The following is a 22,370-nucleotide window of genomic DNA, read 5'->3' as shown; positions in this document are numbered from 1 at the left end:
TTTAGATCGATATTCCAATACAGCGGCTGTTTATACGCGTTTCAGTAACTCTTCAACCCGGTCAGCAACCCGTGCGGCCTGTAGTGCATCAGCTATTGAAAAGGCACCCGGTTTATCGCTCTTAATCGAACGTATAAACGAATCGACTGAGTTTTCAGCACTATCGTGAGGATCAAAGGTGCGATGATCGGAATTCAGTACCGTGCTGTTTTCAATCGGAGTATACCGGGTTGATTTTTGCGATAGAATATCGCAGTGAATAAGCGTATCCCGGTTTTGAAAGGTGCGTTGGTGGCTGTCCGCTGGTGATACACTGTGGTAGTTCAAAACTCCAACAGCACCGTTATCAAACCGGATCGTGCAGTGAATCCCGATTCGTTGTTTTGTCAGCTGAATGGGGTGAGCGGTGATTTGTTGTACTGTACTTTTTTGCCAGGATGTAATCACGGCAAGTTCATCTCTCCAAATACGCCGGAAGTCATCTCTGTCTGGAACCGAACGATTTCGGTCATGTTTTTGAATTTCAATGAATCGGGGAGCGGAGTTGAGGTGTTTTCGTATCCAGCGGCTCATGGACGAGTAACTGCTCCAGTGTGAAAACTGAACCGGAACACCGGCTTCTTCCGAAGCGTGGTATACTTTCTGCAGCATATTTCTATCGGTGTGAAGGGATGATACGAGAAAAACGGGGAGTACTTTTTTTACGATTTCAAGAAGTATCTCCAGTTGATCATGAGACTGATCGAGCAGGATAACCGCATCCACAGTTTCTCCCCGAAATTCAGAAGCCACAATTACTTCAGAAACAGAAAGTCGGCTTCTGAGATACGTTTCCCACTGTTCACCTCTTGTGATATCTCCTGCAACCAATACTTTCATCTGAAAATTTGTTTAATCGAAAGATGAAAAACCAATTATATAATAGCAGAAAAGAGGGAGAAAATTTAATCGGGCATAATTAATGCGAGAATAAAATAGAACAGTACCATGGTTCCAAAAGACGAGAATATCAATACGAGATAGATGATACGCACAATAGTAGCATCCCAGCCGATATATTCGGCGATACCACCGCAAACGCCGGCAAGCATTTTATTGGTGCGTGATTTTCTAAGCTTAGCTGCCATATGGGGTCCTTCTTGTCAAATTTAAACCGGTTTAGCCCTGTTACGGATATATAACCAACGGGTTTCAATTTATTTTTTAAAGAACCAATAAAATCATCTGAGGGTTTAAAACCAAACCTTACTATAGTCAGTTTAGGGTATAAACGGTTTGAATTTACATTATTTAATATCTAAACGTAGTGAAATAAAAAAAGCGGAATCGACAGATTCCGCTTTTGAAAAAAGATGAGAAGGATCTCTTCAAACATTCACCAGTAAATTATTCTGAGGTTTCATCCTCACTGTTTTCATTCTGCTGAAGTCTGAAAACTACAGGCAGCGAGTATTGTACCCGAACCGGTCGTCCCCGCTGAATTCCAGGTTTGAATTTAGCGTGTTGCACAGCTCGAAGTGCTTCTTCATCCGCGCCTCCGCCAATTCCACGAATAACCTGAGGGTTTTCAACATCCCCCTCTTCATTTACAATGAACTGTATGTAAACACGTCCCTCAATTCCTGCCCGGCGTGCCATTTCAGGATAGCGGATATCCTGCTGAATGGAAGCAAGTCCTCCGATCAGTTCCGGCATCTCTTCCACAACAACAAAGAAATCATCGGGGGCATCACTGTTTTGTATTTCATTAAGAACGGAGAGGTCCGGTTCCATACCAAGGGTTTGCAGAGTCCTGTTATAGGATTGTGCATCCTGGTTGGTTTTTACAAGAATAACACCGTGTTCTGCACGGTCACCAAAAGCTTCAGTGGCAGCCGATCCTTTCAGGATCTCAATTTCCTTAATGTGCTCCGGTTTCAGCTGGTTGAGCTGATTGATTGCATTTTCATGCCTGTCTGACTGCCCCTCATCACCCAGGTAAATGATAACCTGGTGATAACCACGCTCGCCGGACCGATCAATGTCGGTCATCAGGTCAAGCTCCTCTTCATCAAAAACAGCCTGTGTCTGCAGATCAGTACAAGCCATTACGAGGGTGAGTGTTACAAGCAATGTTGCAAGAATGGTGAGGCTTGATCTTTTTGGGAGTACCTGGCTTCTGTTCTGCCGGGTTATTCGTTCAATTCTTTCTTTCAGATTAGATGATTGTTGTGCCATGTTTACGGAAATTTGACGGTTAAGATTGGGCATTGGCAGCAGCTCAAATAGGAGTGAAGCGTATTGTTTTTTTGAGATGTTGCTATCGCCAATAATTATGCTGTCGCAGCGCATTTCACGGTAATCCACAAGTTCCCGGGAAATGAGGTGAACAAGAGGATGAAACCAGAAAAGAGATTGTATTGCTGTGGTTAGCAGGTGAGTAACAAAGTCGCGATTCTGAATATGTGTGAGTTCATGCCGGATGGCAAGGTCAAGTTTTTCCGGTGTTTGCTTCAAAGACTCAGGAACCAGAATTACCGGATCTTTTACACCAAAGGTAACCGGTATGATGTCTTGTTTCAGAAAACCGATTCGGATCTCCCGCCGCATTTGCCCGGTCAGATCCTGATTAGCTTTTGAGAGGAAAGAGTAATCTGTGAGACGATCCATCGGAAGCTGTTTTTTCAGTAAATGCAGCTGAAAATATTGTTTCAGACGAATAGTCATCATCCATACTATTCCTAAAAGTAGTATTACAGCGGTCGTTAAGAAGAACAGATCAGTAAGTGTAGGGAATATCGTTGATGACTGCGTGGAAATTCCCGTCTCTATTGGAGCCATAACAGCAATTACTTTAAGTGATGCTGCCTCAGCACCAGCTGCTGTAAGCAGGGCAGACACCTGATCTACTCCCCAGGTAGAGAGCAGACCAAGCGGCAGACCCGCAATCAGTGCCAGTCGGATGTGGTAGTGGTATTGGGCGTGCAGCTTGCCGGCCGAGCGTAATGCGACCAGGATCGTGCCCGCAAGCAGCGTCCAGATAACCAGCGGCAACCAGGCAAAGTAGAAGAAGGCTCGGCTGATTTCGGTAAACTGCTGTAACCAAAGCTCCATATCAATCCTCCATGGAGTTAATCATATTTTTGATTTCATTCCTTTCCTCGTCGGTAAGCTGCTCACTTTTCACGAGTGTTTGCACAAGATCTTTTGCTGAACCGTGGAATACTTTATCCACAATTCCATCTACAAGATTGTATTGAACATCTTCCGCCTCAATCGCTGCACTGTAGATGTAGCTGATTCCTTCTTTTCGATATTTCAAAAACCCTTTGTCTGCCAGGTTCTTCATAACGGTCATTATGGTAGTGTAGGCGACTTTCCTGTTCTCCAATACTCGTTCGCGTACATCAGCAACAGAAGCTTCCCCAAGTTTCCAAACATGGTGCAAAACTTCCATCTCTGTTTCGCCAAGTGGTGTTAATGATTTTTTCATAGAGCAATTAGTTGTTTTAAGTTTGTAATACTAATAACTTAGTAAAAAATGAAAAAGTCAAATAACTTTTAAAAAAAATCGCACTTCAGGAACGTGTATGGAAAGAAGTCAGGTTGAGTGAGAAACAGCATTAAAATCAAATACTTCAGGGTCGATGGCACGAAAATTTCTACAACAGATTGACACAAATATTGAAAGAAAAGACCTTGATAATCACTCTAAAGCAGTTTTTATCCTGCATGATCAGCTAAATCTTAAGGTATGGCCGGAATGGATCAGGAAGGAAAAACCACTGCTGATTTTTATGGAAAGCCGGAAAAAGGGTGAGGAGATTCCGCATCATAAAATGAAAGCAGCGTTTGTTCTCAGTTCCATGCGCCATTTTGCACTGGAGTGTAAAGAAGATGGTTTCCCGGTCTTATATCATTCGACGAGTGCTCATTTTGATGATGGGCTGAAAGAGCTGATCAACCCCGGCAAAACCAAACTCTGGTTCATGACTCCATCGGAATGGGACAGCCGGGAGCGCCTTAGAAATCATCAGAAATCGTTTGGTGATAGTGTAACTGAAATTCCCAACAACTTCTTTTTTGCGGATCCGGATGAGTGGAAACATAAAATTGATTCGGGATATCGCATGGAGTATTTCTATCGCGAGATGAGAAAAAAAACGGGCTACCTGATGAATGGAGACAATCCCGAGGGAGGGGAGTGGAATTATGATGATCAGAACCGTGAGTCTCTTCCGAAAAATCATCCCGTTCCGGATATTCCAACGTTTGAACCGGATGAGATCACAGAAGAGGTAATCAATATGGTTCAGGAATATTTTCCGGATCACTTCGGGGAGCTCGATCATTTTCCGTATGCAGTGACGCGTGTACAGGCTCTGGAACTTCTGGAGGATTTTATTGAAAACCGGCTTGATGAGTTTGGACCGTACGAGGACGCTCTGAAAACCGGCAATCATAAACTTTTTCATTCCCAGTTGTCGCTCTACTTGAATAATGGACTGCTGACTCCGCAGGAGGTGTGCGAAAAAGCGCTGGAGGCTTACGATAAGGGTGATGCCCGCCTGAACTCAGTTGAAGGGTTTATCCGGCAGATTCTGGGCTGGCGAGAGTTTATCCGGATCTACTACGAGGCGATGATGCCGGATGTTCGCGATGCCAATCATTTTGGATTTGAAAACAAGCTTCCCGATATGTACTGGACCGGTGATACAAAAATGCGCTGCATGGCGGAAAGTATCCGGCCCGTAATTTCGGATGGGTATTCGCACCACATTCAGCGGCTGATGATTCTCAGCAATTTCAGTAATCTCACGGAAACCGATCCGCGTGAGCTCAACCGGTGGTTTTGGTTTGCTTACATCGATGCCTACGAATGGGTGGAACTGCCGAATGTTCTCGGAATGAGCACGTTTGCAGATGGTGGTGTGCTCGCATCAAAACCGTATGTTTCGAGCGGGAACTACATCAACAAAATGAGCGACTACTGCAAAAACTGCGAGTACAGTGTAACTAAAAAGACCGGGGAAAAAGCCTGTCCGTTCAACTATCTCTACTGGAATTTTGTGGATAAACAGCGCGATACGTTTAATGAGAGCGGGCGCGTAAATTTTATGGTAAATATGTTCGACAACAAAAAATCGGAAGAACAGAAAGAAGAGATACGCGAATCCAGCCGTAAATTTCTGGAAAACCTCGGCAGAAGTTCAGATTGATCTCGTGTCATCGGATGAGGATCTTCACCGGATGAATTCGCTTCATCCGGTGAATTGTCCGTTTATTACATTATTCCAGTAAATACCAATACAAGATGACCTTTTGCTTTATCCACAAATCCGATGACTGACTTTGAATTACTCACCATTTGGGTGCCAGCTTGTGGATTACTTTTCTTGTTGATCCGGTTAAAATCTCAATTCAAAAATATGTACCTTCTGAACTCATTCTTAACCAATTGAATACAGAGGCAAATGCAGGATATTGTACTGCGGACGAAGGGCATTTTACCGGTTCAAAAACTGAAAGAACTTGTAGGGGCTGGATTTATTTCCGGTTCAAAAGACCACCCGATTGAAGAGAATCAGTTTCAGCCAAATTCTATCGATTTACGGTTGGGAGAGCGGGCCTACAGGGTTCGGAGCAGTTTTCTTCCCGAAAACGAATCGGTTAATCAGAAAATCGAAAAACTGCTGCAATACTCATTTTCTATTGAAGATGGTGCGGTTCTCGAACCAAATTGTGTCTATATCATTCCGCTTCTCGAATCTCTGAATCTGCCGCAGAGCCACTTCACCAATGATAAAGTTCCCGACAACAATTCGGAGAAAGAGGTGGCTCGCCTCATTTCTAACGAAAACCTTTCTGCTAAAGCGAATCCAAAAAGTACCACAGGCCGGCTTGATATTTTTACGCGTGTGATTACCGATTATTCCCACCGATTTGAGGAGATTGAGCCTGGTTACAAAGGAAAACTCTATCTTGAGGTGGTTCCCAAGTCGTTTCCGATCCGGGTGCGTACCGGAAATCGGTTGAATCAGCTTCGGCTGCGTCACGGTCTGCAGGTTTTATCTGATGAGGAGCTTCTTCGCGTGCATGGTGCTGATCCGCTTCTTTTTCATTCTGATGGGTCGCCTCTTCCGATGGATAAGGTGAAAGTGAATAACGGACTTTTTATGAGCGTGAACCTTCAGGCTGAATCGGATGATATACTTGGCTACAAAGCAAAAAAACATCGCGACCTGATTGACCTCGACCAAATCAACCATTACGAAATTTCAGATTTCTGGGAGCCGATTTATGCAACTAATGAAGATCACCTGATCCTTGAGCCGGAGGCGTTCTATATTTTCGCCTCCCGTGAACGCTGCCGGATACCAAAACACCTGGCTGCCGAAATGATCGCTTATGATACTGGTTCCGGAGAACTCCGGACGCACTATGCCGGATTTTTTGACAGCGGATTTGGCGGAGCGGTTTCTGATAAGGGAGCCCGGGCGGTACTGGAAGTTCGCTCACACGACGTTCCGTTCCTGATTGAGGATGGTCAGACCTTTTGCAGTATGCGGTTCGAGCCGAACATGGAAAATCCCGATTTTGTATATGGATCGTCGATCAAAAGCAATTACCAGGGGCAGGGCTTGAAACTTGGAAAACATTTCAAGCAACCCTCATAAAATGGGAAAGGTCAACCGGTGTATTTGCAGTAATATTCGGTTTGAAGAGGTTCTGGCAGATGCGCGGCGTCTGTCAATCAAAACCGTAGAAGAACTCCGTGACCGGGAAATTTGCGCTGTTAATTGCCGTTTGTGTGAACCTTATCTTGAGCGAATGCTAAAGACAGGTGAAACGGAATTTGATCCCGGCTCCCTGTTTTCATCCGCAGAATAAAAACACATTCAATGAATCAGTTCTACGCATCTCCTGATCAGATTAACGGCAACCGAATTGAGTTAACGGGCCAGGAGGCATCTCACGTATCAAAAGTACTGCATAAAGGAACGGGAGAAAAGATTGTGGTGACTGACGGTATCGGGTCTCGTTACACCGGCATAATCAAAAAGAGTGACAAACGGAGTGTTACCATTGAGACAGAGGATAAAGAGACGTTTGATCGACCGAATCCGGAGATTGCGCTGGCGCTTGGACTGATCAAAAAAAGAGATCGGCTTGAGTTTGCAGTTGAGAAAGCGGTGGAGCTGGGTGTATCTGAGATTTTGTTGTTCAGGGGAGATCACTCTGAGAAATTTAACGTGCGGTCGGACAGGGTAGAGGCAACAGTTCAAAGCGCTATGAAACAGTCGCTTCGGGTTTTTCTTCCTGCGATAATGATTGTGAATTCACTTCCTGACTTGTTATCAGGTGAAGATCATTCGACTCAAATCATTCACGCAGACCAATATGGATCTGATGATTCCCCGGTGATTTCAAAAGAGATGCAGCGTTTATTACTGGTTGTAGGACCGGAAGGAGGGTTGTCGGAAAATGAAAAAGCTAAACTGGCAGATAGAGACGCATACAGGCTTAAACTGGGAGAATACAGGCTGAGAGCCGAAACTGCTGCCATGGTTATGGCTTCAAGATTTGGACATCAATCAGAGTTCCGGAATGAGATCTGATACCGCATTCCGGAACGGATTGTGAAGCCTGTCAGGGCGTGGAACTTGCGTAGTCTGAAGTAATTTTATCCACTTCATCCCATAGTTTCATTGCCTGGGTGAGAGTTTCGTTAAAATAGTCGTTGGTAATGGGATAGAACTTTTCATTACCCCATACCTGACGAGCCATTTCAGCTTTCATTCTTCCGAGATTTATCCAGAGAAGCTCCTCATATTTAGCCTCGGAGATATAGAGTTTTTCATCTTCAATATTTGGACTATCGAGAGAGTTATCGAATTCCATTCCATGTTCTTTCATCATGGAAAGCAACAGGTCTTTATCATCCTGGCTCCATTCGAAATCCGTTCTGTATCGTTCAAAATCATCTTCCCATTCTGCGCGGAACTCATCGCCGCGTTCATCCAGGTAGTCGCGTACAAAGTTAAATTCGATACGGTTGGCAAGCAGGAAATTGAAAACTTCGCCGGAGATGGTGGTATCTTCCTGAACTATATAATCGGGTACAATGCCGCCGCCACCGAAGACCGTACGCCCAGATCGCGTAGAAAACCGTAGTGAATCGGGCACGTCATCCTTAAACGTAGTCGCATCTACCGAAGCATCGGTTGTGCGGTGGTAAATTTCGTATGCATAATCTTCGTTACCGTTATCGAACGGTTTTTGAATCAATCGTCCGGAAGGGGTGAGATATCTTGAGATGGTTACACGGATATTGCTGTTATCCACCAGCTCATACTGCTGCTGTACCAGACCTTTTCCAAAAGTTCGTCGTCCCACGACAAGTCCTCTGTCGTGATCCTGCAGTGCCCCGCTAACGATTTCACTCGCCGATGCGGACCCCTGATTTACAAGAGCAATCACAGGCATATCTTTCAGCAGACCGTCCCGTCTTGAATCAACTTCAGAGTTGAATCGCGAATGCCGGCTTTCCGTGGATACCAGCCTCGTACCACTTGGGAAAAACTCCTCCGAAATTGCAATCGCCTGGCTGAGATAGCCTCCCGGGTTATTGCGCATATCGAGCACAAGTTTTTCCATTCCTTTGCTGTTCAGGTCGTTTACGGCAGACAGAAACTCTTCGTGTGTGGTCGCGGCAAACCGGTTAATTTTAATGTACCCGGTGTTATCATCGAGCATGTAGTACGTATCGAGGGTCGTTATGGGGATATCATCACGTACGATGCGATAGGTGATTGGCGTGCTGCTGCGAGGCCGGAGAACTTCAATTTTAACTTCGGTTCCTTTTTCACCGCGAAGGCTTCTCATCACGTCTTCGTTGTTAAAACCGATTGCGCTGCTATCAGCAATTTTAATAATTCTGTCACCCGACATAATTCCAAGCTGATCGCTGGGGCCGCCCGAAATGGGTGAAATAACCGTAATCGTATCCTGGATGATGTTAAACTGGATACCGATCCCCTGAAATTTACCCGCAAAACTCTCCTGAATGCGATCACTGTCTTCCGGTTCGATGTATACGGAGTGCGGATCAAGCTCTTTTAGCATTTCACGGATTGCCCGTTCGGTGAGCTTATCCATGTTTTTATCAGGATAATTATTCGCGATATATAAATATGCGTCTTCAAAACGATTGTATGAGTCGCGAAGATTGCGGATTTCCAAATCCATAAACGTTGTATCGATCGGTGTATTTTCGAGGGCAAGCGAAGAATCTTCCATGGCATATACCAGCCCGAGAATACTTCGCTCAAAGAGCCGGTCGAGATGCGTTTCGCCAAAATAGTTATCCATTACCCGTCTCTGAACCTGCATGTATTTGTGCAGATTTTTTTGATCCGTATCATTTGATATAACTATGTTATCCGCTCCTGCAAGCCATATACCGGATAACAGAAGTAGAATGATGAGCTGTGGAGCAATAAATTTTTTCAGAGACATAAATGATATTTTGAATTCATGGAACTAACGGTGCCGAGGGATCGATCATTGTGTATATTAACCAACGTGAGATAAAAACGTTTCCATGTTAATTTATTTTACAAAATAAAATGGCTCAAATCTTTGTCTTTCACAAGTCCCGAAAGCTGTTTGTTGACATACGATTTATCGATGTCGATCGTACCGCTGCCAATATCGTCCGGTACGGCAAACAGAAGTTCTTCGAGCAGTGAAGAAAGGATGGTGTGAAGCCGGCGTGCACCGATATTTTCCACTTGCTGATTTACTTCAGCAGCAATATGGGCGATTTCACGAATCGATTCTTCGTCAAAATTAACCGTAACTCCTTCCGTTTTAAGCATCGCCTGGTACTGCTTGGTTAATGCATTCTTAGGGACCGTTAGAATCTTGTAGAAATCCTCTTCGGTGAGAGAACTGAGTTCCACACGAATCGGGAAACGCCCCTGGAGTTCTGGGATCAGATCTGATGGTTTCGATACATGAAAAGCTCCTGAACCGATGAACAGAATGTGGTCGGTTTTGACGATTCCGTGTTTGGTAGAGACGGTGCTGCCCTCCACAATGGGAAGAAGATCTCGCTGAACTCCCTGTCGGCTTACATCCGGGCCGCCGCTTTTCCCGCTGCTGCTGGAGCTTTCGGCTACTTTATCAATTTCATCAATAAAAACGATTCCCTGGTTTTGAACACGTTCCAGCGCTTCCTGCACGGCAGCTTCGTGATCAACCAGTTTTTCAGCTTCCTGGTCGAGCATAATTTCCCGTGCTTCACTGATTGGCATGGTGCGTTTCGATTTTTTATTGCCTTTGGCCATATTGCCAAGCATATCCTGCAGGTTGAATCCCATCTCTTCCATGCCTTGCGGGCCAAATACCTGCATCATGGGTGTTTTTTTGGAAGCTACTTCAATTTCGATATTCCTGTCTTCCAGTTCGCCATTTTTCAGCTTCTCCCGGAACCGTTCGCGGGTTCGTTCATTCAGTTCTTCATCTGAGGCTTTATCGGGATTAAATCCAACTTCACCAGCCGTTGAGTTGCTGGGTGATTTCCTGTTTTTTACAGGCGGGATCAGGATATCAAGAATTTTGTCTTCTACGATTTTTTTGGCTTTCTCTTTAACGCGCTCCTGCATCTCCAGTTTTACCATGTTTACGGCAATATCTGTAAGATCGCGGATCATAGATTCCACATCGCGGCCTACGTAACCCACTTCGGTAAATTTTGATGCTTCCACTTTCACAAATGGCGCGCCAGAAAGCTTAGCCAGCCTTCTCGCAATCTCCGTTTTACCGACACCGGTTGGGCCGATCATCAGAATATTATTTGGAATGATCTCCTCCCGGATTTCGGGTTCGGAATTTAAACGACGCCAGCGGTTTCGAAGTGCAATAGAAACCGAACGTTTAGCCTCTTTCTGCCCGATAATATATTTATCGAGTTCGGCTACAATTTGTCGTGGTGTTAAACCTTGTTGTGTTATCAGTTCCATAGGTACTACTCGAGTTCTAAAATGGTCAGATTATGATTCGTATAGATGCAAATGTCGGCAGCTATATTCAGTGATTTCTCAACAATTTCTTTGGCGCTGAGGTTTGGTGCATTTTTTTTCAAAGCACGAGCAGCGGCAAGTGCAAAAGATCCGCCGCTTCCAATAGCAAGTATCTGGTCATCCGGTTCTATGACATCGCCCTGGCCGGATATCAGCAGATAGGTATCTTTATCCATAACAACCAGGAGCGCCTCCAGTTTTTGCAGATATTTATCCTTTCTCCACTCCTTGGCGAGTTCAACAGCTGCTCGCTGCAGCTGTCCATTGTAACTGCCGAGTTTCTCTTCAAACCGTTCAAAGAGTGTAAAGGCATCGGCTGTTGAACCGGCAAAACCTGCAAGTATTTTACCATCCTGCAGTTTTCTAACTTTTCGGACAGTTGATTTCATTACTGTTTTGTCGAGAGTTGCCTGGCCGTCTCCGCCAATGGCAACTTCTCCATTATGTGCTACACCCAACACAGTAGTTGCGTGTAGTTTCGATAGGTCAGTCATTATAAAAAATGCTTAAATCTGGTTATAAATATTCAATTAATTCTGCCGGCTGGGTCGCGGTCGTTTTTGCCGTGATGATCGGTTTCCACCGCCCTTACCATTCCCGTTTTTATCGTCTTTGGAATAGTAATCCAGGCTCTCTTTTCGCTTCTCTTCCTGGCTAATATCATCGAGTTTTACCTCATGAGCTTCCAGAATTTTATCAATCGGTTCATCTCTTAGTACTGCATCGGTGATGTCGAGTTCCGAACCGGCAAGTGTAGCTTTAAATTCGTTGAGTGAGATGTTCTCATCGGGAACCAGAACAATTCTCATCTTATATTTCATCATCCATTTCACGCGCTGGTTCATCAGCCCTTTTGTGAGGAAGGAGTTGAGGAACGGGTTGATGTAAATCTCGACCGCACGATATTTTGTGCTGTATTTCAGCTTGCTGATCCAGCTCTCGATGTCTGTAACGATCGTATCCTGGCTGACAACAGAGCCGGTTCCGCCACACATAGGGCAAACTTTGGATACGGAATTCACCACACTTGGCCGGATGCGCTGGCGTGTAATTTGGACCAGGCCAAAATCACTCATCCCGAGGATATTGGTTTTTGCCTGATCTTTTTTGAACTCTTTTTTGAGCTCGTCATAAATTTTCTTTCGGTTTTTATCGCTTCTCAAATCAATAAAATCAACAACAATAATGCCGCCAATATCTCTCAGGCGTAGTTGTTTGGCGATTTCACGGGCAGCTTCAAGATTGGTTTTCAGGGAGTTATCCTCCTGGTTCTGCTTGGCTGCATAGGGCCCGGAGTTTACATCCACAACATACATTGCTTCGGTCTGCTCAAAAATCAGGTATCCGCCGGATGGCATCCGCACACGCGGACTAAAAATAGAGTTCACATCATTTCCGATTCCCACACTATCGAAAATATGATCGCGACCTTTGTAAAGTTCTACATTCGGCAGCATTTTCGGGGCAATCTGCGACACAAAGCTCTTAATCTCTTTGTAAAGCTGTGTGTCATCAATCAGAACACGGTCGTAATGTTTTGCAAAAAGATCGCGAATCAGACTTTCCGTGATATCCAGATCTTTATAGAGACGCGTAGGAGGGGAGGACTCCTCAAGTTTATTGAGCATCTTATCCCACTTCGTCAGAACAGCGCGCATATCTTCTTCGATGACTTCCTTGGTCTGACCCTGCGCTACTGTTCGAACAATCACTCCAAACCCTTCAGGGAGCATCGATCCCACGATGCCTTTCAGGCGGCGGCGTTCTTTATTGTTATTGATTTTTTTGGATAAAGCGATATACTCGCCCATTGGAATCAAAACCAGGAAACGTCCGGCTATGGTAATATCTGTAGAGACTCGCGGCCCTTTCGACCCGATCGGTTCTTTTACAATTTGAACGAGCAGATTCTGGCCGCTGCGAAGCATCTTACCGGCGAGCATCTGCTTATCATAGTTGGAAAGCTTATCAAATTTTTCGAGCTCTTTGCTGGCGTTTCGGGGGATGCTGTTCTCCCCGTTCATCATTTTTATGTAGGAACCGAGGTGGTCGCCGGCATCAGAAAAGTGAAGAAATGCATCTTTTTCCATGCCCACATCAATAAATGCGGCACGAATTCCACTCATTACTTTGTGAACGCGGGCGTGATAGATGTCACCTACGGTTCGCTGGTTATCTTCTGATTCTATAAATATTTGCGCTAATTCTCCGTTCTCTAAAAGCGCTACCCGGGTTTGTTTGCCCGATGAGTGGATAATAATTTGGTTTTTCATGTGCTAAAAAAGGTTTCGCCAGCAGCTTCTCGCAATCTTTCAAATCAGGCGAACAAAGGTGGCACACGCTCTCAGCTGTTGTAGTGTGGCGTGCGATCAAACTTTCTCCTGTCAACAGAGAAGCTGTAACGTAGTTATAATTTCTACTTGAAAAGGAAACTGATGATTCTGAAGAAATGCCTGGATTACAAACAGATGAGCCTGATGAGCGGCAGACCGCTGCATGCAGGTAAATCAAGGGTTGAAATAGTAAACTTAAAGTGCTGTAAAACAATGACTTATATTCTAAAGTGTAAAACTTATTGAAGAATCATGCAATTAAGGTAATATAACCTAATTGTAGTAATATTTAAACGTTGATCTTTTATTTCCTCTATTTGCTGATTTCAATGCAACATCAAACGGTTAAAAGATGCACGAGTGTGAAATGATTAGTCATCTGCACGGGTAACGGAAGCGCCGAGACCGCTAAGTTTCTGCTCAAGGTCTTCGTACCCTCTGTCGAGGTGATAAATGCGCAATACCTCAGACTGGCCATTTGCGACCATAGCAGCCAGCACCAGGCTGACACTCGCCCTCAGGTCTGTACTCATAACCGACGTGCCGGAGAGTTTCTTGCCACCATTGATCGTAGCCCGATTTTTTTCAAGTGAGATGCTCGCACCCAGCCGCTTCAACTCCGGAACATAACTGAAACGGTCGAAATAGATTGTTTCGGTAACTGTGCTTTCGCCATCAGCCTGTGTCATCAGGGTAGCCCACTGAGCCTGGAGGTCGGTGGGGAAACCCGGGTAGATTTTGGTTGTGACAGAAACCGGTTTGATGGTATCCGGAGCTTTCACTTTAATTTCCGACCCATTAATTTGTACAGAAGCGCCGGTTTTTGAGAGCGTTTTTGGGAACGAGCCGAGGTCTTCCGGTTTGCAGCCGGTTAAAGTAATCTCAGAATCCGGGTGCATGGCTGCTGCAATCATAAACGTGCCGGTTTCAATGCGGTCCGGGTCGTTTGAAAATTCAACGCCTTTCAAGGCATCGGCTTTTTTGATTGTGATGGTTCCGGTGCCGGCACCCTCAATATTAGCCCCCATTTTTGTAAGCATGGAACAGAGCAGAACCACATCCGGTTCTTTTGCTGCGTTGTGAATTACAAATTTATCGGCACGGCGTACGGCAGCAAGGATTAAATTTACAGTAGCACCAACACTGCTCGGCTCGAGAGTATATTCGCCACCGGGTACTGAATCTCCCGGAAATGAACCAAAGACATACCCTTTTTCGAGGGTGATTTCAGCACCCATCGCTTCCATTCCCTTTAGGTGAAGGTCAACAGGCCTCGGCCCCCACGCGCATCCGCCCGGCAGAGATACTTTTGCATCACCCGTACGGCCCATCAGCGCACCAAGCATGTAGAATGATGCCCGCATTTTCCGGACCAGGTCGTATGGGGCTTCCGGGAAGCCAAGATTGGATGGGTCGATTGTCAGTCTGTTTTCATCCTCATTGAAATCAACCGCTGTGCCGGTTACCCGAATCACATTATTGAATGTGTAAATGTCTTTGAGTTTGGGAACAAGGGAGATGCTGCTCGGGGAATCGCCTAAAATTGCCGCAGCCATCAGGGGAAGTGCCGCATTTTTTGATCCGCTGATTGGAATACTACCCTGCAACGGAGCAGGGCCTTCAATAATAAATTTATCCACGGGGTTTTATTTCAATCAAAAGTTGGTTTTTTTCTACGTTTGTACCAGTTGTAACAGAAATTTCTGCGATTGTTCCTGCACAGGGAGCCTTCAGCTCATTCTCCATTTTCATCGCTTCCAGTATTGCCACGGGGTCTCCAAGCTCAACCTCGGCACCCTCTTCAACCAGCAGTTCGAGAATCTTACCCGGCATCGGTGCCTCCAGCGAGCCGACCGACTTTTCAGCGTTGGTTTTAAATCCAAGCCGTTCCAATAGCAGCTGTTGCTCATTTTTGATTTGGGCTGTGATCCACTTTCCGTCGACGGTGCACTCAATTGTGCCGTTATCAACTGAAATATTGCTGATGGTATGTAACTGGTGACCGGTTCTGAAAATAATCTGCAGCTCATTCTGTTCCACAATTTCAAAATCGATCTGCTGATCATTGATTTCAGCTTCTGACTCTTTCAGGTTCAGAAGCACATCAAAAATGGATTCACCGATAGTTGTTTCAAACTGCATAGTTCTGGATCGTTTTAAGCCCCGATTTAGTGGCCTGAAATTGAAATTGCTGGATATTGTCAGAATCGTAAAACGGAGATACCGAATGCGAGCCATCCTCTGAATACACATCAATATATCCGCGATTTATCAAATTGATCAACTCATCACGAAGAGTTCCGTATGTGTAGCCGGTTTCTTCGAGCAGATGCGAGAATGATTCTATGAAAATTAATTCTCTGAGAATCGTTTTTTCGGTATTTGAAATCTTTTTTGGAGCCATGGGTCAGAAGATAGCGGGTGATACGTTGAATGACAACGTGGATTTTAACCTCAGAGTGTTATCAATAAGAATTCCGGAGGTCAGCGCTTTGAACGCTCCAAAAGCTGAATGGCGTTAAAGGCTGATTGGATAACCAGCGGAATTCCTCCGCCGGGATGGGTGCTGCCCCCCACAAGATAGAGATTGTCGATCTCTTTGAGGCTGTTTCGCGGACGAAGGAATGCTGCTAACCGGCTGTTTGAGGATGTTCCGTAAATACTTCCGCGATTTGAACGATATTTTTCATAGAAATCGTCAGGGCCTATTACTTCTGAATAGTCAATAGAACCGCTCAGATTTTCTAATCCCCGCTTTTCCAGTTCTTCAATGATGAACGTCCGGTACTCTTTTTTGATTTGACTCCAATCCTGCTTTCCATTCATAAATGGCGCATTTACCAGGATGAAAAGGTTTGAAGATCCGGGCGGGGCGTGATCTGTGTCTGTATATGAAGTATTGGCAACATAAATGGTTGGATCATCCGGCATCTTCTGATTTTCAAAAATATCCGTAAACTCCTGCCTGTAATTTCCGGAAAAAAAGATGTTGTGGTGCACCAATTGTTCCCAGATACGGTTGCAGCCCAGCGTCAGGACAAATCCGGAACAAGAGGGCTCAATTCGCGACTGCTTTTCCCGCTTGCGAACAGGCAGTGATGATTGCGGCAGCAGATTGCAGATAGTATCTGTCGCATCGGAGTTTGAAAAAAGAATATCACACGCTTCAAATTGGCCTTGCGATGTTTTTATCCCCTGAATGGACCTGTTTTTTACAGCAATAGAATCAACCTGTGTATTGAATCGGAATGTGACGCCAAGCTCTTCACATAGTTTCTGCAGTGCGCGTGCGATGGAATAAAGCCCGCCATCGACGTAATATCCGCCCTGGTTCAGTTCAACGTGTGGAATCACATTGAGAGTGGCCGGCGCCTGGAAGGGTGATGAACCGTTGTAAGTTGTAAATCGCTTAAAAAACTGACGCAGATAGGGCGATGAAAACGTTTGATCGATTCGCTCCGATACCGTGGAGAAGGCATCAATTTTTAAAAAATCAGTAAAATTCAACGATTTAAGATCAGACAGATCGTACAGGGGGTTGAAAAGAAATGCATCTGCTGTACGGGAGTAGAGATCCTCAGAGTAGTTAAGAAATGAGTTGTAGGCAACTGCATCTTCCGGGGCGAACTGCTCAATCTCCCGTGCTGTTTTGAGGCGATCAGAATAGTTGTTGAACACCACGCCATCTTTATAGAAATATTTACAAAGAGGGGAGAGCTCTTGCCATTGCAGATAATCCCGAACATTTTTCCCGCACTGTTCAAAGAGATTTTCAAGGATAAACGGCATTGTGAAGAGGCTTGGGCCAGTATCAAACCGATAGCCTTTTGACTCCACCTGCTGCATTTTACCACCAGCCGAAGCGTTCTTTTCAAAAACAATCGTTTGGAAACCTTTTGATGCCAGTAGTGCCGCACCGGCGAGTCCGCCAATTCCCGCCCCTATAACAATGGCTCTTCTCATGTAGTGAATGTGGAAATTGAGTATGTCAGTTGTATATGCAAATTATGATGAGGGTATGTCCTCAAAGCCGGTGCCCGGGGAATCATCCTTCGGTACGAGGTTATTTAAACCGATAAACCGTTCCGGGCGTTGCGTGATTTTCGATATGAACTAAATAATCTAAATCCGCAAAAATGAAGAATCTTCTATTTTTTTGTCAGTCTCGTTACAGCTTCAATGTGGTAGGTTTGTGGAAACATATCCACCGGCTGAACGCTTTCCACGTTGTAATACTCTTTCATCGTTTTTAAATCACGCGCCATCGTGGACGGGTTGCAGCTAACGTATACCATTCGGTCCACATCCAGTTTACAAAGTTGATCAACCACATCCGGGTGCATTCCGGAACGGGGGGGATCGGTGATGATGCAGTCCGGCCGGCCGTTCTTTTCAAGGAAGTCATCATTAAACGTATCTTTCATATCTCCCAGGACAAACTCGGCATTCTTAACGCCGTTTTCGCTGGCATTGAATCGTGCATTTTCTACAGCCACATCAACAATTTCAATTCCGGTTACTTTATCTGCTTTATCCGCCATATAAAGAGACAATGTGCCGACCCCGCAATAGAGATCAAAAAGATGACCTCCGTTGTTTAAACCCGCATAATCGCGCGCCACGGAGTAGAGTTTTTCGGCTTGAAGTGTGTTGGTCTGGAAAAAAGCATTCGCGTGGATTTTAAACGAATGGCTGCCAATATGATCAACAATATATCCGGGGCCGTGAATTACATGTTCAAATCGGCCCACGGCTGTTGGGTTGGGCTGATCATTTACGTTATTGACAATTGTTGTAATCTGTGGAAATTTTTTTAACAGCAAGTCTGCGAGCCGTTCCACAACGTCCGGTTCATCGCGATATGTTACCAGGTTCACCATCAGGTCATCCGTATGGCCGGAAGTTCTGACCACCAGATGGCGCATATATCCTTCATTTTTATGTGTGTTGAACGCTTCAATTCCATTTTCGATGCAGAAGCCTCTCACCGTATCCAGCAGCTGAAATGAAACTTTCTCCTGTAGGTGGCATTCGTTTAAATTCAGAATTTTGTCGTATCGCCCCGGTGCGTGCATACCTGCGGCAAAGGCGCTGTCATCTACATATTCATCTATGTTTATTTCTGCTTCGGTCAGCCAGCGGCGTGTGCCAAAACTATACTCCATTTTATTGCGGTAGTAAAAAGGCTGATCACACCCGATGATGGGCTGAACGATACTTTCGTCCAGACCGGCGATCCTGGTGATGTGATCCCGAACATGCTGCTCTTTGAATTCGATCTGTTTCTCATAGGGGATATGCTGCCAGGTACACCCGCCACAGGTATTTGCGTGAGAACAAAGCGGATCAATTCTTAAAGGGGATGGTTCCAGGATTTCAAGAATTTTCGCTTCCCGGAAACTTTTCTTTTTCCGGGTGATCATCGCTTTGATTTTATCCCCCGGAGCCGTTCCCGGCACAAAAACGGCCAGCCCGTCGACTTTGGCAATTCCTTTCCCTTTAAAAGCGGTTGATTCGATGTCGAGTTCTGTTACCGTTCCTTTTTTTAAAGCCATAGATTCTGTTATTCTTCAGTAGGATTAGATTCAGTTTCATTTCTGGAACGCGCATAATATGTTTCAAACTGAATGGAAAAAACATGTTGGGTGCTTGTAACCGATTCCAGTTCCCGAACAGTGCGTTCAAGCTGCTGCATGGCGATGGTGCTCAGTTTTTCGAGAAATTTTACCGCAATTCCTGGATTTCGTTTTTTTAAAGTTTCAAAATCGGGATTGAAAAAGCCGAGCAGGGTACAGTCAGTCAGACATTTCGCTGATGAAAGCCTGCGCAGATCGTACCCGATAGAGAGTGCGCCAAAACTATCTGGTGGTTCGAGTTTAAATGAGATAGAATCAGTATTTGTATCATCCTGGCTGTTCGATACGATTAAATCCACGGATCCATCCTCAATAAAATACATTCCCGTACCGGGGTCATTTTGATAGTAGATGAATTCTCCTTTATTATATTTTCTGCGATGGCAGAGCTGCAAGAACTCGTACCTTTCTGTGGATGAAAGATCTTTCAGAAATGTGGACTGAAAGATCATTTGTGTCTGATTTTTTAGTTTATTGAACTGGTTTTTATTAAACATAAACTGTTGATTTAAAATGAGTGACCAATACCGAAACTGAAATATCCTCTCCGGTTCTCAAACCATCCCCTGTCGAGATCGTGAACTCTGAATGTGAAGTCGAAACGGGCAACAATGAATTCCCAGTCTAACCGCAGGCCAAAACCTGAGCCTACAGCAATTTGATTATAAAAGCGGTCAATATAAAATCTGCCATCATTCAGGAGTTCATTGCCATCATCATCCAGCAGTGAGCTTCGCGGACCATACCACACATTTCCTGCATCGGTGTGCCATGCCACATGCCATTGTGCATTTAAGACATCACGCATAAAAATTTGGCGTAATTCTTTATAGGCTGCCAGTTTTACCTCGCCACCGGGTACCCGAACTTCATCCGGACTAATTGAGCCGGGCCCGAGTCTGAATGGGTTCCATCCGCGAATATCGTTGCTGCCACCGGCAAAAAAGCGTCGGTTCAGCGGTATGCTTTCACTGTCAAAAATTGGCTGTGCAAAACCAGCAAAACCACGCAGTGCAAATACGGTATTGTCGGTCAGATCAAAATAACGTCTGTAATCTGCTGAAAACTTCAGAAAACGACTGTACGATAGTGCATTTGAAGATATGCCAAAAGGGGATGGCAGCGTTTGCTTAATTTCACCCGGACTGAATACAAATCGGTCGAGCAGATAGGGCACATTTCCGCCAATTGCGGCTGAAAACTCGCTTGAATAACCAAAATTTCTTTTGATCAGATTTGTATTTCGGTTTCTGAGCGTGTAGCGGATGATGGATGAAAACTGTGGCCGAAAATCTTCATTAATTCGTGCCAGAACAATAGATTGCTCGCCAAACTGGTTTTCGAGGTTTTGCAAAAATTGTGAGGATGGATCTGTATCAATAATATCCATCTCAATTAAGTCAAAGAGACTGGTGAACCTGTCGGAATGTGTTATTTCGTACCGGGTGTTAAAACGAATATCGGAGTTTATATCAAAAAAGAGCTGGTTGCTCTGGCTGTAGGATAGTGCATAACGGGTACGTGCGCTGCGCACCCAGGAACGATCCCGAAAAACCTGGAATGGAAAATTCAGGCGCGGAACGGTATATTCTGCCCTCACCTCGTAGCTCTGAAAAATTGTAGATCCCGTCTGTGAACGTTCGCCGGTTTCTTCATCGATGGGAGAAATTTCACTGAGCGTATTGGATGTCACGTATTCGAGACTGGTATTTATCCCCAGGGTGAGATTATCCGCCCGGCCTCTCAGATTGTTGTTATTGTAATTCAACCCAACACCTGTACCAAAACCGTAACGGCGCATCCCAAAAAATTCTGCCCGAATGGAGTGTTTAGGAATGGTTTGCAGATCAAAGTAGGTGGGGATATCTGACCGGGAGTAATCGGGGGCACTTCCTTCCTCACTTAAAGCAAAGCGGTTGGTCAGGAGCATTCCAAGGTTTTGAAATGAATTGACGCTTCTAAGGTACGCTGACTGATCAAACATCTCTCCGGGTGTATACCGAATTTGTTCATTTAGCAAGCTGAACCGGGTCTGCGCGCTACTTTCTTTGCTTATATAAATCGTATGGCCTGAAGTTGTGTAGGGTTCACCGCTAAATTCTTCCGACTGATCGAAGTTCCCCTCGCCTTCGGGGCCGCTCAATGTAATATGTACATCTCCAAATGTATAAAAGGAACCAGGGCGAATCGAAAATAAAATATCATAGGCGTTGGGATCGTCGTCAACTGGTTTTGCCAGCGCCCTCACCGAGTCCCGCTGAACGGCAGCATATCCATGATTTTTTAAAAAATTGACGATACGTGTCTGTTCCCGTCGCAGTTTCTGCACTTCATAGGGTTCATTTACTGCAAAAGTGGAGTCGTTCAGAAAATCACCTGCAAACTCGCTGTCGCCAAGAAACCCCGGAATCCTGTCGGGGTTATCAAACTCCGGCAACCCGGTGTAGGATACGGTATTGATTTCGGAACGTGGCCCCTCATCAATAATAAATGATACTTCGACCCGGTTTTCTCTGTATTCGATTATAGAGGTATCGACAGAAGCTTCGAAATACCCCAGATTTTCATAATAGACTTCGATACGTTCAATATCATTGCCCACCATTTCCCGATCGAGATAAGCCGGAGATTCACCCACTCTGAAGACGCGCCACAGATAATACCAGGGAGTGAAACGGGGAATTCCCAGGAATTCCCGGTTATTATCGGTACGCACCAGTGTTCGCAGTGTGCCGTTCCGCACATCCCGGTTGCCCGAAAAACGGATCACGCGAACTACTTTTTCGCTCTCCGTATTATCCTGGTCCAAAGAACTGGTGTTCTGAGCGGATACATTATCGGGGGTAATCTGAAATGCAAAAAATAGAAGAACTGGAAGACCCAAGCTTATAAAAAAATGTCTCATATGTAACAATGTGGACAAAATTCAAGCCCGGGAATTTAAAAAGTAAGTTGTGATGAAGATGAAACAATGGGGTTAAACATCGTCGTAATCGAAGCCTTCATCCTCTTCTCCATGGAAAAAGTCTTCTTTACGGATATAGTCGGGCCAGATATCTTCTATGCCTTCGTAGATCGTATCCTCGCCTTCCGCGATTTCATCCAGTTCGTATAGATTGTCAATAGCCTGTTGCGGCAATCCGGTTCGTTCAGCCCATTCAATTAACTCTTCCCGAGTGGCTGGGAATGGGGCTTCATCTAATACGGCTGCCAATTCTACTGTCCAAATCATAATTTTCTAATCTCTTTAACGGTTTATGGTAAAACTTATTTCGACTGTTATAAACTGTTTGTTGATGACAAATGCAAATAAAAAAGGATCACAAAGGTACACT

General features: G+C 45.0%; 20 protein-coding genes. 4 read left to right on the top strand and 16 right to left on the bottom strand.

All coding sequences use genetic code 11. The features are described from left to right. Nucleotides 1-30: 30 nt before the first annotated feature. The 4 genes from DYD21_RS19155 to DYD21_RS19140 all read right to left on the bottom strand — a co-directional run bounded on the left by DYD21_RS19155 (nucleotide 31) and on the right by DYD21_RS19140 (nucleotide 3,472). Nucleotides 31-879 (bottom strand): hypothetical protein, encoded by an 849-nt coding sequence (locus DYD21_RS19155; RefSeq protein ID WP_116038625.1) that lies wholly within the window; start codon nucleotides 877-879, stop codon nucleotides 31-33. 65 nt (nucleotides 880-944) lie between these two features. Next, nucleotides 945-1,127 carry a PspC domain-containing protein gene (locus DYD21_RS19150; protein WP_116038624.1) on the bottom strand — a complete coding sequence of 61 codons (183 nt, stop codon included), beginning with the start codon at nucleotides 1,125-1,127 and terminating at the stop codon, nucleotides 945-947. Between the two features lie 259 nt (nucleotides 1,128-1,386). Further along, on the bottom strand, nucleotides 1,387-3,093 hold the full coding sequence (locus DYD21_RS19145; protein WP_116038623.1) for a M56 family metallopeptidase: 1,707 nt from the start codon (nucleotides 3,091-3,093) through the stop codon (nucleotides 1,387-1,389). A gap of 1 nt (nucleotide 3,094) precedes the next feature. Further along, the gene (locus tag DYD21_RS19140; protein WP_116038622.1) at nucleotides 3,095-3,472 is read right to left on the bottom strand and encodes a BlaI/MecI/CopY family transcriptional regulator; all 378 of its coding nucleotides are present in this window, start codon (nucleotides 3,470-3,472) and stop codon (nucleotides 3,095-3,097) included. 154 nt (nucleotides 3,473-3,626) lie between these two features. Here DYD21_RS19140 and DYD21_RS19135 point away from each other — a divergent pair, with 154 nt between their 5' ends. From DYD21_RS19135 to DYD21_RS19120, 4 genes are all read left to right on the top strand, one after another. Beyond that, nucleotides 3,627-5,198 carry a cryptochrome/photolyase family protein gene (locus DYD21_RS19135; protein ID WP_116038621.1) on the top strand — a complete coding sequence of 524 codons (1,572 nt, stop codon included), beginning with the start codon at nucleotides 3,627-3,629 and terminating at the stop codon, nucleotides 5,196-5,198. Between the two features lie 255 nt (nucleotides 5,199-5,453). Next, nucleotides 5,454-6,656, top strand: coding sequence for a 2'-deoxycytidine 5'-triphosphate deaminase (locus DYD21_RS19130; protein ID WP_116038620.1), 1,203 nt, complete (start codon nucleotides 5,454-5,456; stop codon nucleotides 6,654-6,656). Between the two features lies 1 nt (nucleotide 6,657). Then, nucleotides 6,658-6,870 carry a hypothetical protein gene (locus DYD21_RS19125; protein ID WP_116038619.1) on the top strand — a complete coding sequence of 71 codons (213 nt, stop codon included), beginning with the start codon at nucleotides 6,658-6,660 and terminating at the stop codon, nucleotides 6,868-6,870. Nucleotides 6,871-6,881: 11 nt separating this feature from the next. Further along, nucleotides 6,882-7,598, top strand: coding sequence for a 16S rRNA (uracil(1498)-N(3))-methyltransferase (locus DYD21_RS19120; RefSeq protein ID WP_116038618.1), 717 nt, complete (start codon nucleotides 6,882-6,884; stop codon nucleotides 7,596-7,598). Between the two features lie 31 nt (nucleotides 7,599-7,629). On the opposite strand, the gene DYD21_RS19115 is transcribed toward DYD21_RS19120, so the two are convergent. From DYD21_RS19115 to DYD21_RS19065, 12 genes are all read right to left on the bottom strand, one after another. Next, the gene (locus DYD21_RS19115; protein ID WP_116038617.1) at nucleotides 7,630-9,498 is read right to left on the bottom strand and encodes a S41 family peptidase; all 1,869 of its coding nucleotides are present in this window, start codon (nucleotides 9,496-9,498) and stop codon (nucleotides 7,630-7,632) included. Between the two features lie 98 nt (nucleotides 9,499-9,596). Next, the gene (gene hslU, locus DYD21_RS19110) at nucleotides 9,597-11,006 is read right to left on the bottom strand and encodes an ATP-dependent protease ATPase subunit HslU (protein ID WP_116038616.1); all 1,410 of its coding nucleotides are present in this window, start codon (nucleotides 11,004-11,006) and stop codon (nucleotides 9,597-9,599) included. A gap of 5 nt (nucleotides 11,007-11,011) precedes the next feature. After that, a complete protein-coding gene (hslV, locus tag DYD21_RS19105) occupies nucleotides 11,012-11,560 on the bottom strand; it encodes an ATP-dependent protease subunit HslV (RefSeq protein WP_116038615.1) in 549 nt (182 codons plus the stop codon). Between the two features lie 36 nt (nucleotides 11,561-11,596). Continuing rightward, nucleotides 11,597-13,339: an Rne/Rng family ribonuclease gene (locus DYD21_RS19100; protein WP_116038614.1), complete on the bottom strand. Its 1,743-nt coding sequence runs from the start codon at nucleotides 13,337-13,339 to the stop codon at nucleotides 11,597-11,599. A 431-nt stretch (nucleotides 13,340-13,770) separates the two neighbouring features. Next, nucleotides 13,771-15,039: a UDP-N-acetylglucosamine 1-carboxyvinyltransferase gene (gene murA, locus DYD21_RS19095; protein WP_116038613.1), complete on the bottom strand. Its 1,269-nt coding sequence runs from the start codon at nucleotides 15,037-15,039 to the stop codon at nucleotides 13,771-13,773. Next, nucleotides 15,032-15,541, bottom strand: coding sequence for an acetyl-CoA carboxylase biotin carboxyl carrier protein subunit (locus DYD21_RS19090; protein WP_158607376.1), 510 nt, complete (start codon nucleotides 15,539-15,541; stop codon nucleotides 15,032-15,034). Before DYD21_RS19090 ends, murA begins: the two co-directional genes overlap by 8 nt. After that, nucleotides 15,531-15,803, bottom strand: coding sequence for a hypothetical protein (locus tag DYD21_RS21165; RefSeq protein ID WP_158607375.1), 273 nt, complete (start codon nucleotides 15,801-15,803; stop codon nucleotides 15,531-15,533). The genes DYD21_RS19090 and DYD21_RS21165 overlap by 11 nt, the downstream gene beginning before the upstream one ends. 80 nt (nucleotides 15,804-15,883) lie before the next feature. Continuing rightward, nucleotides 15,884-17,362 carry an NAD(P)/FAD-dependent oxidoreductase gene (locus DYD21_RS19085; RefSeq protein ID WP_116038611.1) on the bottom strand — a complete coding sequence of 493 codons (1,479 nt, stop codon included), beginning with the start codon at nucleotides 17,360-17,362 and terminating at the stop codon, nucleotides 15,884-15,886. Between the two features lie 185 nt (nucleotides 17,363-17,547). Continuing rightward, the gene (gene rlmD / locus DYD21_RS19080) at nucleotides 17,548-18,954 is read right to left on the bottom strand and encodes a 23S rRNA (uracil(1939)-C(5))-methyltransferase RlmD (RefSeq protein ID WP_116038610.1); all 1,407 of its coding nucleotides are present in this window, start codon (nucleotides 18,952-18,954) and stop codon (nucleotides 17,548-17,550) included. A gap of 8 nt (nucleotides 18,955-18,962) precedes the next feature. Then, a complete protein-coding gene (locus tag DYD21_RS19075; RefSeq protein ID WP_116038609.1) occupies nucleotides 18,963-19,532 on the bottom strand; it encodes a cyclic nucleotide-binding domain-containing protein in 570 nt (189 codons plus the stop codon). 11 nt (nucleotides 19,533-19,543) lie between these two features. Then, nucleotides 19,544-21,844: a BamA/TamA family outer membrane protein gene (locus DYD21_RS19070; RefSeq protein ID WP_233505589.1), complete on the bottom strand. Its 2,301-nt coding sequence runs from the start codon at nucleotides 21,842-21,844 to the stop codon at nucleotides 19,544-19,546. Nucleotides 21,845-22,012: 168 nt separating this feature from the next. Beyond that, entirely contained in the window at nucleotides 22,013-22,267 is a 255-nt protein-coding gene (locus DYD21_RS19065) for a DUF2795 domain-containing protein (protein WP_116038607.1), read from the bottom strand. Nucleotides 22,268-22,370 lie beyond the last annotated feature (103 nt).

The organism is Rhodohalobacter sp. SW132, assembly GCF_003390325.1.
Taxonomy (GTDB): Bacteria; Bacteroidota; Rhodothermia; order Balneolales; family Balneolaceae; genus SW132.
Note: the sequence above shows the minus strand (reverse complement) of the source record. Positions and strands in the feature narration are given on the sequence as shown.